The organism is Blautia sp. TF10-30 (assembly GCF_003481245.1).
Lineage (GTDB): Bacteria > Bacillota > Clostridia > Lachnospirales > Lachnospiraceae > Fusicatenibacter > Fusicatenibacter saccharivorans.
In genome coordinates this window covers 17,343-34,436 of the sequence record NZ_QUKM01000001.1, presented here as the reverse complement: position 1 = coordinate 34,436, position 17,094 = coordinate 17,343, and the positions used below count along the sequence as shown (strand labels likewise).

Annotated in this window: 12 protein-coding genes; all 12 read right to left on the bottom strand. The window is 50.3% G+C overall.

From position 1 onward, the window contains the following. Positions 1-26 precede the first annotated feature (26 nt). The 12 genes from DXD02_RS00140 to DXD02_RS00085 all read right to left on the bottom strand — a co-directional run bounded on the left by DXD02_RS00140 (position 27) and on the right by DXD02_RS00085 (position 17,085). Positions 27-3,011: a penicillin-binding transpeptidase domain-containing protein gene (locus DXD02_RS00140; protein ID WP_118666237.1), complete on the bottom strand. Its 2,985-nt coding sequence runs from the start codon at positions 3,009-3,011 to the stop codon at positions 27-29. After that, positions 2,996-3,523 (bottom strand): rod shape-determining protein MreD, encoded by a 528-nt coding sequence (mreD, locus tag DXD02_RS00135; protein WP_022462850.1) that lies wholly within the window; start codon positions 3,521-3,523, stop codon positions 2,996-2,998. The genes DXD02_RS00140 and mreD overlap by 16 nt, the downstream gene beginning before the upstream one ends. Beyond that, positions 3,524-4,375 (bottom strand): rod shape-determining protein MreC, encoded by an 852-nt coding sequence (gene mreC, locus DXD02_RS00130; RefSeq protein WP_055228139.1) that lies wholly within the window; start codon positions 4,373-4,375, stop codon positions 3,524-3,526. It lies immediately after the preceding gene. Between the two features lie 21 nt (positions 4,376-4,396). Beyond that, positions 4,397-5,410, bottom strand: coding sequence for a rod shape-determining protein (locus tag DXD02_RS00125; protein WP_055217830.1), 1,014 nt, complete (start codon positions 5,408-5,410; stop codon positions 4,397-4,399). Positions 5,411-5,466: 56 nt separating this feature from the next. After that, positions 5,467-6,156, bottom strand: coding sequence for a RadC family protein (radC, locus tag DXD02_RS00120; protein WP_022462847.1), 690 nt, complete (start codon positions 6,154-6,156; stop codon positions 5,467-5,469). Positions 6,157-6,250: 94 nt separating this feature from the next. Continuing rightward, on the bottom strand, positions 6,251-7,864 hold the full coding sequence (locus tag DXD02_RS00115) for an NAD(P)/FAD-dependent oxidoreductase (RefSeq protein WP_055228138.1): 1,614 nt from the start codon (positions 7,862-7,864) through the stop codon (positions 6,251-6,253). Next, positions 7,861-9,048: an NAD(P)/FAD-dependent oxidoreductase gene (locus DXD02_RS00110; protein WP_199607166.1), complete on the bottom strand. Its 1,188-nt coding sequence runs from the start codon at positions 9,046-9,048 to the stop codon at positions 7,861-7,863. The genes DXD02_RS00115 and DXD02_RS00110 overlap by 4 nt, the downstream gene beginning before the upstream one ends. Further along, a complete protein-coding gene (locus tag DXD02_RS00105) occupies positions 9,048-10,334 on the bottom strand; it encodes a methionine gamma-lyase family protein (RefSeq protein ID WP_055228136.1) in 1,287 nt (428 codons plus the stop codon). The genes DXD02_RS00110 and DXD02_RS00105 overlap by 1 nt, the downstream gene beginning before the upstream one ends. Beyond that, the gene (miaA, locus tag DXD02_RS00100) at positions 10,328-11,305 is read right to left on the bottom strand and encodes a tRNA (adenosine(37)-N6)-dimethylallyltransferase MiaA (RefSeq protein WP_118666330.1); all 978 of its coding nucleotides are present in this window, start codon (positions 11,303-11,305) and stop codon (positions 10,328-10,330) included. Before miaA ends, DXD02_RS00105 begins: the two co-directional genes overlap by 7 nt. A gap of 9 nt (positions 11,306-11,314) precedes the next feature. Beyond that, positions 11,315-13,345, bottom strand: a complete 2,031-nt coding sequence (gene mutL / locus DXD02_RS00095; RefSeq protein ID WP_118666236.1) for a DNA mismatch repair endonuclease MutL — start codon at positions 13,343-13,345, stop codon at positions 11,315-11,317. Between the two features lie 55 nt (positions 13,346-13,400). Next, positions 13,401-16,037, bottom strand: coding sequence for a DNA mismatch repair protein MutS (gene mutS, locus DXD02_RS00090; protein ID WP_118600993.1), 2,637 nt, complete (start codon positions 16,035-16,037; stop codon positions 13,401-13,403). Between the two features lie 280 nt (positions 16,038-16,317). Next, positions 16,318-17,085 (bottom strand): hypothetical protein, encoded by a 768-nt coding sequence (locus DXD02_RS00085; RefSeq protein WP_022461039.1) that lies wholly within the window; start codon positions 17,083-17,085, stop codon positions 16,318-16,320. Positions 17,086-17,094: the final 9 nt, after the last annotated feature.

The window sequence follows — 17,094 nt, the reverse complement described above, 5'->3', positions numbered from 1 at the left end:
GGCTTCGTTTCTGCCGGAAAAATTCCTTAGTCTGCTCTCACGCTTGCAACACCGTTGGAGTTTGCCTGACCGGACAGAATATCGTCTGAGAGGCCATAGTAATAATCTAAGATATCCTTAGCTACCAACTCTGCGTTCATAGAAGAATATCCAAACGGAATGCGGACGGCAAGAGCAATATCGTCTCTGCTCTCATAGTGAGAGAAGCCGATAAACAGTCCATGGTTTGCACGTGTACGGTCTTCCTGCGCGGTACCGGTTTTTCCGGAAAGCTCTACCGGCCAGGATTCCGGGAAAATGGCCGCATTGGATACGCTGATTACTTTTCGCATGCCTTCGTGTACCAGATCCCAGATGCTGGAATCAACATCCATTTCTGAATTTACCGTCGGGCCGAAATCTGCGCCCATATCGATGTCATTGCCATCCGAATCCGTTGCTTTCTGCAGAAGGGAAAGATTATAAACCGTACCGGAATTTGCAATCGTTGTGACATAGCGTGCAAGCTGTGTCGTCGTATAGTTGTTGGTACCCTGACCAATCGAGGAAGGGATCGGGAGGGAATCGGTTACATTCGGATCGGTTTCCGAAATTTCGATTCCAGTCTTTTCATCCAGCTTAAACATATCGGCATATTTCTGGATCATTTCCAGAGAGCGCTTCTGTTTAAAGGTGCCGTTCTCATCGAGTCCCAGACGATATCCAAGCGTACAGAAGAACACGTTGCAGGAGTTCTGGATGGCACCGACAATGTTCAGATCTCCGTGGCCGCTCAACTGATGGCAGTGGACATAGTCAGATTCGTTGACAAGTCCTTCCCCGAACAGACCGTTGCAGTTGATGGTACTGGTCGGAGTAATTATGCCTTCGCTTAATCCGGCAACCGCCATCAGCGGTTTAAAGGTGGAACCAGGAGCCGTCTTCTGCTGGGTTGCTTTGTTGTACAGCGGGCTGGATTCATCGGTATTCAATTTTGCCCAGTATGCGGTATCCATCTGGTTTGCCAGGCGGTTGTTGTCGTAGCCAGGATAGGAAACACAGGCTAAAATAGCACCGGTATTCGGGTCCGTAATGACAGCAGAACCGGAACACGGATCGAGTGCAAGCTGTGCCGGGGTGATTTCCAGTTTGGCGATTTTATCGGACAGAAGCTGGAACGGTGTCATATTTCCTGCAACATAAGCGGCATAATCGTCATCCTCTTTCGTCAGAAGGTTCTGATCATACATCAGATTGCAGATATCATAGCCATCGAGCATATCCTGCAGCAGCATATAGTGATACATCTTTTTTGCAAATGTTGTATTGTTTGCCAGACGGTCCAGAATAACCTCCGTCAGCTTCTGATAAACCTCCTGAGAATCCAGGTAGGCATCATCCTGCGTCAGTGCTGAGACATCAATCCAGTTCTGGCTTGCCGCATACGTCAGATAATCACGAAGAGAAATCGTTCCGTCATTCCATGCCTGATAGGTGGCGTCTTTCTCATCAATTGCTGTTGAAGAAAGAATACCCATCGTACTGGAAAGCAGCTTATCCACGATGAAGGTCTCATATTCCTGCATTTCATCGCTGAGGTCGTTGTAAACGGTTGCTGTTTCAACGGTCAGTTCCTGCGTAATCTCGGCAAGCACCTGCTGGAGCTTCTGCTGGAACAGTGCATAGATCCGCTGCTCACGCTCCGTGGCATCCGCCGCCGAGAAATGGGAAATATCAATCGTGCTGTTTTCGATCAGTGCATTGTATACATCATAAATTGGAATCGGAACGGCATCCGTGTTGGCAAGTGTTGAGGTATCAACAGATTTTACATCACTCAGATACTGTTTCAGAATGCCGGCAATTCTCTGTTCCAGAATTTTATATACCGCAATCTGCAGGTCATAATCAATCGAAAGATAGACGTTATTTCCCTGTTTTGGCTCAACCAGGGATCCTTCTACCGTTTCCAGCTCTTTTCCGACGTTATTAACGATAATCTCTTCTGATCCGTCGGTTCCCTGAAGGATTGTCTCCATATACTGTTCCAGACCAGATTTTCCGACGATGGATTCCGTGGAATACGTTTCTTCTTTTCCCTGGCTCTTCAGCTCTTCATTCAGTTCTGTCAGCTCGTCTGAGGACGCCTGGCCCGTATAACCGATCAGAGAGGAAAAATACTTTCCGTCATAATATACACGCTCGGAATCTTCCGAAATGCTGACACCCTGCAGAACATCTTCATTCTCTGCAATCGATGCAGTTGTATTGCTGCTGACGCCGGAAGCAACTGTCACGCGGACATACTTCTGATAATTCGTCTGTTTCATCTTATAGCGGATCACCAGAATTTCCAGACGCTCCTGATTGGAAAGAGAAAGGACCGCATTTCCGGATTCGTCTGTCTGGTATGGAAGACCATACTCTTCAAAATCTTTGGCAGAATATGCGTATTTTTCATCGTCAGAATAGGCATCCAGGCCAAAGCCGTCCGGTCCGGCAAGAAATGTCATCAGCGTTTCGGCACTGGAACTCTTCTGTTCTGCCGTCATATCGTCGATTTTCTTCTGTCCATAAATGTCTGCACGGAAACGGTCGCGGGTCGTTCCCTCTTCACCTGTAAAAACAAACGCACCGTTCTCATCCACTTCAATCGGGAAGGTGCTGGTGTCAATCGAGTCTCCGTTTGCACGAATCAGCTTACAGAGACGATAGAGTTCTGCGTTCAGAGAGAGAATACGTTCTTTTGTCGTGTTGTACGTTCCGTTATCCTCGATGGTTACGGAGTAGGAAACCTTATTTCCAGCGATCAGTTTTCCGTTCCGGTCATAAATATTTCCTCTTGTACTATCAAGGGTTCTGGTTTTTGTGATTTGCAGTTCAAAATTATCCGCATACTCTTCTCCATGCACCACCTGCAGGATAAAAAGTCTTCCGATCAGGACGGCAAACATAGCAAGGAAAACCACACCAAGCAATAGGGTGCGGTTTTCACCGAGTCTGCGGAAAAGTTTTCTTATCTTCTTAGCCATGGCGACTGTTGTCCTTCCATTTCATTTTCGGTCAGTTTACGGTTGATGATAAATAAAAGCCGGTAAAGCAGAATGGAGAGCACTACCGTGTATACCATTTCCGGCAGAATAATATGCGCCAGATAATCGAAAAAGTGCAGGCGCACGCGCAGCAGGAACTGCAGCACATACATCAGCAGACTGTAGACAAGATCGCTGGCAGCGACCAGTACAATGTGTACCTTAATATCATCGTCATAGAAGACTTTGCAGAAAAAGCCGTTCAGATAACCGATATACATGTAGAGCAGTGCGTAAAATCCAAACAGGCTGCCGTAGAACAGATCAATCATCAGACCGCTGAAAAATCCGACCATCAGTCCCTCTTTTTTTCCGCGCATCAGCCCAAAGGCGGACGTCAGAATCAGAAGAAGGTTCGGCGTTACGGACGCGATCTGAAAATACTGAAATACAGTTGTCTGTAACAGGAAAGCTGCCAGAATCAGAAAGGCAAGCGTGATTTTTCTGCGCATTTACTCTCCTCCCTGCTGTTTTAATTCTTTGATCACGAGAACTTCCTGAATATGTTGAAAATCCACAACAGGAATGATGTATCCCTTTTTCGTCAGGTGATTGGAGTCCTCGGTGATTTCACTGACATAGCCGATCAGAATACCGCGGAGGTATTTATCACTGATGTTCGATGTCACAATCTTTTCGCCCTCAGCTACCGTGTCGGTTGTATTCAGCTGGGAAAAGGCAAGCTTTCCGTCGCTGATCAGGCGCAGATCACCCGATACAATACACGTATCTGAGGTAGATGCTGTCATGGCGCTCACGGAACTGGAGTCATCAATGATAGAGCGGACAGTAGCGGAATTGGAACTTACCTCCTCAACAAGTCCAACAAGGCCGCCGTCTGCAATAACGTTCATATCTTTCTGAATCCCGTCATTTGATCCTTTGTTGATGACAAAGGTATCATACCAGTTGCCCGGATCCTTTGAGATGACCTGTGCTGCTACTTTTTCATATTCCGAGTAGGACTGGTCCAGCTGATACAGCTCCTGAAGACGCTGCAGCTCCTGCTGCTCCTGTACAAGCTGATTGTTTTCCTCAGTCAGATCCGTGACCTTCTGTTCAAGCTCCTCTTTCTCGGCAGACAGTTTTTTGACGTTCTGGAAACCGGTCAGACAGTCTGTCAAATACGCACCGATCTGGTTAATTCCGTTCTGAAACGGGATGATCACAAAGCCTGCGGCTTCCCGGATCGGCGTGACCGGCATTTTGTCTGCTGCACTGCCTAAAATGCCGGAGAGACACAGGAACGTCATGATGAAAAGTAAATGTTTGCTTTTTAGCTGAAATTTTTTCTTCTTATTCATAGCGGGTCCTTTTTGATAGATTTACTTCTTTTTATTTACCGTGTAAGCCCAGCGATGCAGCGCATCGTGCGTGATCAGTTCCTTGAGCCCACAGATGGTACAGAGGTCATAATACTGGGAAAGCTGCACCGGACAGCCGAGCTGTCTCGAAAGATAGCGGTCAATGTTCGGAATCCTTGTGCTTCCGCCGGTGATGTAAATACCCTCTTTCTGGATATGATCGTGGATCTGCGGCGGTGTACGCTCCAGCGCATGCTTGATTTCCTCGCCGATCTCATTAACACCGGAAAGGAGTGCTTCGTTTACGAGGGAAGAAGTAATGATCCCTTCCATTGGAAGACCGGATGCACCATCTACGCCGCGCACCTTCCGCGCCTCTTTTTTGTCTGTTCCAAGATCCGCCAGCGCAATCTTGACACGTTTGGCTGTTTTGGAGCCAATCTGGAAATTGTTTTTGCGGCGGTTCAGATTGCATATCGATTCGTTGAACTGTTTTCCGCCTACCGGGATGATTCTGGAAAAAATAACCCTCGCGTTGGCGATAACAGAAATCTCTGTGCTCTGCGCTCCGATGTTGACAATCATGGAACCCTTCGTGCGGTTGATCGGAATGCCAAGTGCCAGCGCATCCGCGATTGGTTTATCCACAAGATACATGCGGCAGTTTTTTAAGGCTCCCTTATGTGCAATCGTATAATAAGAACGCCGTTCAATCTCTGTCATATCGCAGGGAACTGAAAAATACAGCTCCGGGCGGTATCCCATGTGGCGCGTACAGCGATGGAGAAGCGTGTGCAAAACGGCTTCTACCATCAATACATTCGCAATGCGTCCGTTGCTCATGGGGGTAATTACCTCGATATTGGAAGGCGTTCTCTCGTGCATTTCATATGCGTAATTTCCAACGGCAATCACCTGTTCGCGGTTGCGTATGGCAATCATATTTTTTTCTTTTGTGATTGTGTCTTTCTTCAGGTCATAGATTTTGACGGTACTGGTGCCAAGGTCTATGCCGTATACATTTCGAATCTGCATCGTGCTCCTTTAACTTGTTCCCTTCCTTTGGGCATTTCTGCCTCGGATTTTCGGGATCAGATTCCCTGTTCCAGCATACTGGTATAACAGTGATCCCCGATAATAATGTGATCCAGCAGGGTAATGCCGAGCATTTCGCCCGCCCGCCGGATCTGCCGTGTCACGGTAATATCGTCACCGCTTGGTTCCGGGATTCCGCTTGGATGGTTGTGAACCAGCAGAATATGAACCGCACGGAACTGCAGTGCCGCAAGAAAAAGCTCCCGCGGCGAAATCATCGTCGCATTGACCGTTCCTCTTGTGATTTCCTTTTCTCCGAGAAGCTGATTTTTTGTGTCCAGCATCATGCAGAGAAGAACCTCCTGATCCTCGTGGCGGAGACGTTCCATGTAATAATCCGCAATGGAAGCCGGATCATGAAAGCAGAGACCTTTTCTTGCTCCGGCCGCGGCCATTCGTTTGGAAAGCTCACCGATGCACTGGAGCTGGATCGCTTTTACTTCCCCGACTCCGCGGATCTGCAGAAGTTCCTGTCTTGTACAGTGATAGAGTCCTAACAGGCCCTCCTCTTTTCCGGGAAGGGAAAGAATTTCTCTTGCAAGCTCCAGGGATGTTTTTCCCCTTGCCCCACATCGTAAAATGACAGCCAGAAGCTCCGCGTCGGAAAGGCTTTCCGGGCCGTTTTCCAGGCATTTTTCATATGGCTGTTCCATCGTCGGCAGGTTTCGTAATCCATTTTTTCTCATGTATTCCTCCCACCACTCTTCCGGGAATTTTCATGGAATACATTGGTTTGAATCACCCATCATTCTAGCACAACTTTCCGCAGATGTATAGGAATTATGAAAAATTCATATATTTTTTTGCAATTTCCTCTGCCGTTTTTAATCCGTCCATGGCTGCGGAAGTGATGCCTCCCGCATAGCCTGCGCCCTCTCCGCACGGGTAAAGACCGGTAAGCGACGGACTTTCGAGCGTTTCATTTCTTACAATGCGGACCGGTGACGAGGTACGCGCTTCCACGCCGGAAAGAACGGCGTCCGGACGGGAAAAGCCGTGGATTTTCCGCTCAGATGCACGAATGCCTTCCACAAGGGAGTCTCCGATAAACGTCGGAAGAACTTCCCGCAGATTGGCGAAAGTCCATTCTCCGCAGATGGAAGGGGTTACCTCTCCAAGTGCTGTAGAAACTCTGTTTTCACAGAAATCACCAAAAAGCTGCACCGGAACTTTGCCTTTTCCGGCTTCCCACGCAGCGTGTTCAAGCGCTCTCTGGAATGCCACACCATCGAGTACGTCCGGCGTTCCCTCTACATGGTACGGGCGGTAGTCTTCCGGTGTTACGGTGACAATCATAGCGCTGTTCGCATTTTTACCTTCCCGGTCAGAATAACTCATACCGTTGACGCAGGTGCGTTCCGCTTCCGAGGATGCGTTGACAACATAGCCGCCGGGACACATGCAGAATGAGTACACACCTCTTCCGTTTTCACACTGATTGGTGAGCTTATACGGTGCTGCCCCAAGGAAATCCGGTGCCTCCGGTCCGTACTGATCCTCCGTGATCATCTTCTGCGGATGCTCAATGCGGACGCCGACAGCGAAGGATTTTGCTTCCATGGAGATCTTATTTTCGCAGAGTTTAAAGAAGGTATCGCGTGCAGAGTGGCCGATCGCAAGGACTGCAGTCTCCGCGGCAATCTTCTCGGTTTCATTGACGGTTACAGAAGTGAGTCTGCCGTTTTCAATCCCAAAGTCCGTCACTTTTGCTCCGAAACGGACTTCTCCGCCCCATGCCTCGATCTTTTTCCGCATCGTTGTCACAATTCCGATGAGCTGATCGGTGCCAAGGTGCGGTTTCTGATCGTACAGAATTTCTTCCGGTGCCCCGCATTCTGTGAAGATCCGGAGTACCTCACGGTTTCTGCCGGATGGATCCTTCACCGAAGTGTTTAATTTTCCATCCGAAAACGTACCGGCGCCGCCCTCTCCGAACTGTACGTTCGATTCCGGGTTCAGAACGCCGGTTTTCCAGAACGCATCGACACTTTTCTTTCTCTGTTCTGCAGATTCGCCGCGCTCCAGAACGAGCGGACGGTAGCCATGCTTTGCGAGAACATAGGCACAAAAAAGTCCTGCCGGACCGCTTCCGATAATAACCGGCCGGTGAACAAGAGTCTGTTCTCCAGATTTTGGGAACACATATGGCTTTTTCTCCGCTTTTACGATCTGGTTATTTTTCGCCTTCCGCAGTACGGCATTCTCATCTTTTACTTTTACATCAAGCTGATAAACGTATTTTAATTCGGATTTCTTTCTGGCATCAATTGAGCGGCGTAAGAGCTCAATTTCCTGCAGATCGTGTTTTCCGATTTTCAGTGTTTTTCTTATTTTCTGTTCCAGTTCCTCCTGTGTGTGGGTGACTGGAAGCTTTAATTGCTGTATCCGAATCATGCATGTTCTCCTGCTGCAGCTCTTCCGGCTGCACTTCCGCTGGACCAGGCCCACTGGAGATTGTAGCCGCCGCAGACGCCGTCGACGTCCAGGGCTTCTCCCGCAAAGAAAATACCAGGGTGCTGTACCGATTCCAGAGAATCCGTAAGCTGGTCGAGCGTGATGCCGCCCGCACACACCTGGGCTTTTCCAAAGTCGGTCTGGCCGGTGATCTGTAAACGATATGATTTGATGGCGCCTGCCATTTCTTCCGGAATCTTTTTCTTTCCGATCAGAACCGGAATGAGTTTTTCCGGAAGAAGGCCGATCAGAAGCTCTTTTGGCGCTTTATACGGGCAGATTTCCTGCCGTCTGACAAATTCTGCAGTAAGCTCCGATTCCGTCAGTTCCGGAAAGAAGTCTACGAGAAGTTCAGCGCGTTTTTTCTGCATGCAGGCGCGCACAGCGAACCGGGAAATCTGGAATACCGGGATGCCGGAGACACCGTAGTCGGTAAGCTGCAGCTCTCCCTGTTCCGTCAGAATCTCCTGATTTTCAACCAGAAGCGTAATCTTCGCGCGCACCCGAACACCCGCCCAGGAGGAAAACTGGTTTCCTTTGCAGCGGAGCGGGCAGAGGGCCGGGAAAAACGGAATCGAAGCGAGCTGAAGCTGATCGGCAAATCGAAGTGTATCTCCGTCGGAACCGGCGATCTGGGAAGCACAGCTTCCGCAGCAGATGATGACGCTGTCAGCCGGGTACTGCCATCCTTCGGTGCGCACCAGATAACCATTTTCGGCTTTTTCCACTGCAACAGCCGTTTCCCGTGTCTTGATTTTTACCTTTCGGAATCTGGCTTCCAAAATCAGCAGCTCAAGAACGGACTGTGCCTGCTCGCTGGCCGGATAAAGCCAGCCTTCACGGCTCCGGATGCGGATGCCGAGCTGTTCAAAAAACTGTTCGGTGTCCTGTTCGGTAAACTGTTCGAGAACCCGTGATGCACGCTCCTGATTTCCCGTGCGGTAGCACGATGCATCCTGATAACGATTGGTAAAATTACACCGTCCGTTTCCGGTCGCAAGAAGCTTTCTGCCCGGTTTATCGTTCTTTTCCAGAACGGTGACCGCGGCACCGAGACGTGAGGCCCAAATTGCCGCCATCAGTCCGCTCGCGCCGCCGCCGATAATTACCACATTTTTTGCCATTATAATGTCACCATACCGGCATCGACGAGTTTCTGAAGACTCATCAGAATACCGAATTTTGCGTGCTGCCACGTAAGCCCACCCTGAAAATAGACAGCGTACGGCGGTTTGATCGGTCCATCGGCAGAAAGTTCAATGGAAGAGCCCTGCACGAAAGCGCCAGCTGCCATGATAACTGGGCTGTCGTAGCCTGGCATATCCCAAGGTTCCGGGGAAACGAAGCTGTCGACCGGGGCAGCTGCCTGGATACCCTGGCAGAATGCGATGACGCCTTCCGGTTTTCCAAACGTTACCGCCTGAATGATGTCGTGACGGCTCTCGGTTCCGTTTGGAACAACGGCAAATCCCAGTTTCTCATAAACATTTGCAGCAAAGACAGCACCTTTTAATGCCGCTGCGGTAACGGTCGGTGCCAGGAAGAATCCCTGGTAGAAGGAACCGTTCACACCGAGTGTTGCGCCAACCTCTTTTCCAAGTCCCGGGGAGAGCAGACGGTATGCTGCATTTTCCACGTACTTTTTCTTTCCAACAATGTAACCGCCGGCCGGAGCCAGTCCGCCGCCCGGGTTTTTGATCAGGGATCCGACCATCAGATCTGCACCGACATTGGTCGGTTCGATCGTCTCCACGAACTCGCCGTAGCAGTTATCGACCATACAGATGACATCTGGTTTGATATTTTTAATAAATGCAATCAGTTCACCGATGCGGGTAACAGAAAGCGTCGGTCTGGTCTGATATCCTTTCGACCTCTGAATCGTCACCATCTTTGTCTTTTTGTTGATGGCATTTTTGATTCCTTCGTAATCGAAAGAGCCGTCCTCTTTTAAATCTACCTGGCGGTAAGTTACGCCATATTCCGCAAGAGATCCGACGGACGGGCGGATGCCGATCACTTCCTCAAGGGTGTCGTACGGTTTTCCAACAGGAGAAAGCAGTTCGTCGCCCGGGCGGAGATTTCCGGAAAGCGCCGTTGCAAGCGCATGGGTTCCGCAGGCGATCTGCGGGCGTACCAGTGCATCCTCAGTGCCGAAGCACGTTGCATAGACCTGCTCCAGCGTATCACGTCCCAGGTCATTGTATCCGTATCCTGTGGTTCCATATAAGCATGCCTCGCTGACCTTGCTTGCCTGCATGGCGTGGATGACCTTTAACTGGTTGTATTCTGCGATTTCATCAATTTTTGCAAAACGCTCTTTTAATTCTTCCTCAATTTTCGTTCCAAATGCGAAAACCTCTTTGGAAATGCCAAGTGTGCTGTACATAGCAGCTTTTTCTGTCAACATGATTGTTCTCCTTCTTCCTTTGCATCGGCCGAAACGATTTCGTTCCAGCGATCCAGCATATATGATAATATTTTTTCTTCGTCGTAGTCAAAATCCGGCTTGTTCAGCCAGATCACATCCTTTTCCCGTCGGAACCAGGTCAGCTGCCGTTTGGCAAAATGACGGGTGTCCCGCTTGATGATATAGACGGCCTCCTCCAGCGTGCATTCGCCCGCAAGATACGGGAACAGTTCTTTGTAGCCCAGTCCCTGCATGGAGACAAGATCTCTTGTGTATCCCATTTCTTTCAAACGGAAAACTTCATCAACCAGTCCGTCGCAGATCATCTGATCGACGCGCCTGTCAATGCGGTCATACAGAATCGAACGTTCGTCGTTCAGCACAAAATAAGCAGAACAGTACGGAGATTCCTTCTGCTTCTGCTCCTCGTTGTGCTCCGAAATCTTCTGTCCTGTCTCGTGATAATATTCCAGCGCCCGGATTACACGTTTTACATTATTCGGGTGAATCGTCTCCGCGGAAGCAGGATCAACCTCGGAAAGTTCCCGGTACAGTTCTGCCGCGCCTTCCTCCGTTGCTGCTTTTTCTTCCAGCTGTTTCCGGATCGGCAGTTCACCGTGCGATTCCGTAAAATCAACTTCTTTTAAAAGCGCCTGGATATAAAAGCCGGTGCCGCCCGTCACGATCGGAATCTGTCCGGCGGCGTATATTTTTTCCATCGCTTCATGCGCCAGTTCCACAAACTTCACGACGTGAAACTCTTCGGAAGGATCGAGCACATCGATCAGATAATGCGGAACGCCGCACATCTCCTCCGGGCGGATTTTGGCAGATCCGATATCCATATGGCGGTAGACCTGCATGGAATCCGCGGAGATAATGGCCCCATTCACCGCTTTTGCAAGCGAAATCGACAGCTTCGTCTTGCCGACAGCGGTCGGACCGGTCAGGATAATCAAAGGTTTTTTCAAAAAAATCACCTACACAATTCTCTTAAATTTCTTTTCCAGTTCCCGTTTCGAGAGGGAAATGATCGTCGGCCGGCCGTGCGGGCAGTGATACGGATCTTCGAGCGTCAAAAGCTCGGCAATGAGCTGCTCCGCCTCTGCATAGGAAAGATGATTGTTGCCCTTTACGGCGGCCTTGCACGACATCGTCGCCAGACGGTCTTTTAAAATCTCCAGCGGCTTTTCGCGGACCTCCTCAAGATTGTCGAGAATCTCGATAAACAGCTCCTCCGTCGCAATACCGTACAGGTTGTGCGGCACGGCGTTGATCGCATAGTCTTTTCCGCCGAACGGGGAAATTTCGTAGCCGAAGGACTGGAAAACGTCCATGTAACGGGTCACAAGATCCGCTTCCTGCGGCGTTAAGGAGACGATCAGCGGAGGACTCACCATCTGGGAGGTGACGTTCTTTTCCCGGTAATTTTTCATCATCCGCTCGAACAGTACCTTTTCGTGCGCGGCATGCTGATCGATGATGTAGAGATTCTCGTCGTACTGAATCAGCCAGTATGTATCGAAAACCTGGCCGATGATGCGGTGCGATTTCTCTGCCTCCGGGGTAAGAAACTGCTCATCAAAGAGCTGCATCTGGCCTTCTGGCTCAGGCGAAGCAGATGCAGATGAGGATTCTTCCGGCATGGAAGATACCGTTGGAGCTGCATCTGGCTCCTGCTGATGCTGTATTACGTCCGCGTTTGAGAGGTCTGCCGTCTTTGGCACGTTTCCTGCACCCGGCTCAAACAGTTCTTCCTCTTCCCGCGTCATTCCCGTCATCTGCTGAACCGGCACATATGTTTTCGCTGCGCGGTATCCATTTCGTTCCACCTCCGGGAAAATTGGCATTCTTCTGCTCTGGCTGGAAACCGGCTCCACCGGAAGGGACTGCCGTGCAAAGCCTTCTTTTACCTGCCGTTTCTGCTCGAACGGTTCCGGAACAACAATCTGTTCTTTCCGTGCCGCTTTTTCCTCTGCTTTCCGTTCCCTGTCGGAAGAAAGCGAAACCTTCACAATCTGCTCCCTGTGATTCAGCGCATCCGAGATCATATCACGCATCTGGCGGTAAATCTCCTCCTGATGGGAAAAACGAAGCTCCATCTTCGTCGGATGCACATTGACATCCACCGCCTCTCCATCCATCTGGACATAGAACAGCGTAAACGGATATTTATGCTGCATCATCGATGTCTGATATCCGTCCTCAATCGCACGGGCGAGCAGCTTGCTCCGCACATACCGTCCATTCACGTAATAATTTTCAAAATTCCGGTTTCCCCTCGAGATCACCGGTTTTCCAATAAAACCATCAATCGTCATCAGCGGGCTTTCCGAGTGAATCTCGATCAGCTCCCGCGCGATGTCGCGGCCGTAAATATTATAGACCAGTTCTTTTAAATTCCGGTTGCCGCTTGTATGAAGCTTCACCTGCGAATTGACCATGTATTTAAACGAAATGCCCGGATGGGACAGAGCGAGCTGCTCCACCACAGAAGTCACCGCATTTGCCTCCGTGACCGGCGTTTTTAAGAATTTCTGACGAGCCGGCGTGTTGTAAAAAAGATTCCGGACCAGAAAGGTTGTTCCGGTCGGGGCACCGACCTCCTCATTGGCCTTCTCCGCGCCGCCCTCAATCACATACCGCGTTCCCGTCAGCGCATCCGGCGTTTTCGTAATCATCTCGACCTGCGCAACCGCCGAGATACTCGAGAGCGCCTCGCCGCGGAAGCCAAGAGATGCAATCTGCACGAGTTCTTCCACGGAACGGATCTTGCTCGTCGCGTGGCGCAGAAAAGCGAGCGGCACCTGTTCGGCCGGAATGCCGCTTCCATTGTCCGTGATCCGCACCAGCGAAATACCGCCGTCGCGGATTTCCACGGTGATCGCCGTCGCACCGGCGTCCATTGCATTTTCCACCAGCTCCTTTACCACGGAAGCCGGCCGTTCCACGACCTCACCGGCCGCAATTTTATCGATCGTATTCTGATCCAGTACTGCTATGGTAGCCATGTTGTTCCTTTCTGTTTCGGATTGATTCTAACTTATGTTCTGATCCAGCATTCCCCTATTTCCAGCGGTTTTTCACCTTTCCCTGGAAACGGTACAGGGTATTTAAAGCATCCATTGGTGTCATATTCGAGATATCAAGCTCCGAGAGCTCTTTGATGATATCATCGTCCTGCACCGTATCGAACAGCGACATCTGTGCCATATCGACCTCGTCGTAGTGAACAGGCTTTGCCTTCGGTTTTTTCTGCATGGTCAGATCCTTAACCGCAGCAGTGATATCGGCATCGCTCAACTGCTCCACCAGCTCCTGCGCCCGGGAGAGCACTGACTCCGGCACTCCCGCAAGACGCGCTACCTGGATACCGTAGCTCTTATCTGCGCCGCCCTGTACAATTTTACGCAGGAATACGATATCGTCGCCCTTTTCCTTAACGGCAATACAGTAGTTGTGCACGCCCGGAAGCTTTCCTTCAAGCTCAGTCAGCTCATGGTAATGCGTAGCGAACAGTGTCTTTGCGCCGAGCAGCTTCGGATTCGCCACATGCTCAATCACCGCCCAGGCGATCGAAAGACCGTCGAACGTACTCGTTCCTCTTCCGATCTCATCGAGAATCAGCAGACTGTTCGAGGTTGCATTCCGAAGAATATTCGCCACCTCCGTCATCTCAACCATAAACGTACTCTGGCCGCTTGCCAGGTCATCGGATGCGCCGACACGGGTAAAGATCCGGTCCACAATACCGATGTTTGCCTTCGAAGCCGGAACAAACGAACCGATCTGTGCCATCAGCACAATGAGGGCCGTCTGGCGCATATACGTCGATTTACCGGCCATGTTCGGTCCGGTGATGACGGAAACGCGGTGGTCACCGTTGTCAAGCAGGGTATCGTTTGCGATAAACATATCGTTTGGAATCATCTTCTCGACCACTGGGTGACGGCCGTCCTTGATATCAATCTTTCCTCGGCTGTTCAGCTTCGGACGCACATAGTGGTTGTGCTCGGCAACGTAGGAAAGTGATGCATACACATCGAGCCGTGCCAGAGCCTGCGCCGTGCGCTGAATCCGCTCCGCCTCACCGGCAACCGTATCGCGCACCGTACAGAAAAGATCGTATTCCAGCGCATACAGTTTATCCTCCGCACCGAGAATCGTATCCTCGAGTTCCTTCAGACGCGGGGTAATGTAGCGCTCCGCATTCGTCAATGTCTGTTTTCTCGTATAGTAATCCGGGACAAGATCTTTAAACGAGTTCGTGACCTCCAGATAATAGCCGAATACCTTGTTGTATTTGACCTTCATATTTTTGATGCCGGTTTTCTCGCGCTCACTTGCCTCAAGCTCACTCAGCCACTGTTTGCCCTCGGTCTTGGCGTGACGGTAATTATCGACCATCTCGTTGTAGCCGTCCTTGATCATACCGCCGTCGCGCATCAGATACGGTGGATCATCCACGATTGCCGCATCGACAAGCTGATAGAGGTCTTCCAGCGGGTCGAGATCCTCCTGAATCTGCGCCAAAGCGCCGCCGTCAAACGAGTTTAAGAGCTGCTTGATGTAAGGCAGCATCTGCAGCGACGATTTAAAGGCGATCAGGTCACGCGGATTCGCGGACTGGTAGCTGATTCTTCCGACGAGACGCTCAAGGTCATAAACCGGACGGAGGTATTCACGGATTTCCTCGCGTAGCATCGCCTGCCCCGTTAGAGCCTCTACAGCATCGAGTCTTGCATTGATTTCATCCTCGTCGATCAATGGCTGCTCCACGTAGCTTCGCAGAAGACGCGCGCCCATCGCCGTGCGGGTTTTGTCGAGAACCCAGAGCAGGGAGCCGCGTTTCTGCTTCTCACGCAGCGTTTCCACCAGTTCCAGATTCCGGCGGCTGGAGCTGTCGATCAGCATATATTTGTCTGTCACATACGGTGTAATCGAATTCATGTGAGACAGATCCGATTTCTGTGTCTCATGCAGATATTGGAACAGCGCACCGGCTGCAATTGTTCCGCAGTTGTAATCGGCGATGCCAAGGCCTTCCATCGTAGCAGCATGGAACTGTTCCTGCAGTGTACGGCGGCAGATGTCATCGTCGAAATACCAGTCTTCCAATGCATTCACGCAGATATGAAGGCGGGTCCGGAGATCCTCCACATCGATCCCGCAGAGCAGGAACGACTGATTGCAGATGATTTCCGCCGGCATAAACTTCGTGATCTCATCCACAAGGCGGCGCGGCTTGTCCATTTCCGTGACGAAGCACTGGCCGGTCGAGATATCTGCTGTAGAGATACCGAAGCATCCCTCCATGCAGACGATCGACATGATGTAGTTGTTCTTCGTCTCATCAAGTCCCTGCGGGATCAGCGTCGTACCCGGTGTGACAACGCGGATGACTTCGCGCTTTACCATGCCCTTTGCCTGCTTTGGGTCCTCCATCTGCTCGCAGATCGCAACCTTATGGCCGTTCTCTACAAGACGGTTGATATACCCTTCTGCAGCGTGATACGGGATACCGCACATCGGAGCGCGCTCCTCCATGCCGCAGTCCTTTCCGGTCAGCGTAAGCTCAAGTTCTTTGGATACCAGGGTGGCATCCTCGAAGAACATTTCGTAGAAATCACCTAAGCGGTAAAACAAAATGGTATTAGCCGGGTCAGTCAAGCCCGTCTTCGTCTGGCAATAATGTACCATCATAGGCGAAAGCTTCTCACACTGATCCAGCGCATCCTGTGCTGTCACAGGCCGCGTGGACATCAGTGCCGGCGCTTTTACCGCTGTGTTTTTTGTTTCTGTATCGTTCATTTGTATTTCATACCTTTTCTCAAGAATAAATATAAGAAGTATAACAAACGTCATACCTGCACAATTTTAGCATGAAACCAGAAATTGTGCAAGATTCACAAGCGTATAAAATGCCCCCTTCCTGTCAGTGGTTTTTTCTCAAAACCAGCCGTCCAGGAAGCGAGCATTCCCTTTAATTTTTCTTTTTTTGTCTCCATTTTGAGAAAGACGAACCAATCAACAGGATCAGCACAAAAACAACGGCAACCGTTTCATAAATCTGCACGCCGGTGTTGACAGGATTGTCGTCAATTGAGCGGTAATCGCGCTCCAGACGCCACAGCATCGCCATCCGGTCCATGAAATCAATCTGCCGCGTGCCGTCCGTCTCGGTCTTAAAGACGGCACAGTAAAGATTCGTGTACCACTGGTCAAGAAGACTGACCCCTGATCGCCCGATCTTTCCGCTGCCGATCTCCTCGTCATTTTCATCATACAGAATCCTGCCGCTTCTCGAACTCTGGTAATCGAGCGGCGTTTCATCTACATCAAGGAAAATCAGTCTTGTATCTTTTCCATAGGAGGTATCCACATACTGCTCCTGCGCATAGCCAAGACACGTACCGGATGCGTCGTAATAGCCGTACGTCGTGCCGGAGCCTTCTCTGTCATTGATGGGCTCATCCTCCACATAGTCAATCGAAAACCACTCCTCCTCGTTGATATAGACCGTATTCTTCTGAAGATAGCCCGCCACTTTTCCGTCTGCCACAATCTTCGTCTTTCGTTTACTTCCATACAGGTCAAAGTAGATTTCTATGGTTTCTGCCGATGTAAGCGCCTCTTTTGCCTCATCCGCAGTTGCAAACTCAGATTCCGGCACTTTTTCTTTTCCGCAGCCGCCAAGCACCAGAGCGGCGGCAAGAAAAAGACCAGCGGCTGTATATATTCTCTTTTTCAACTGTCTTTT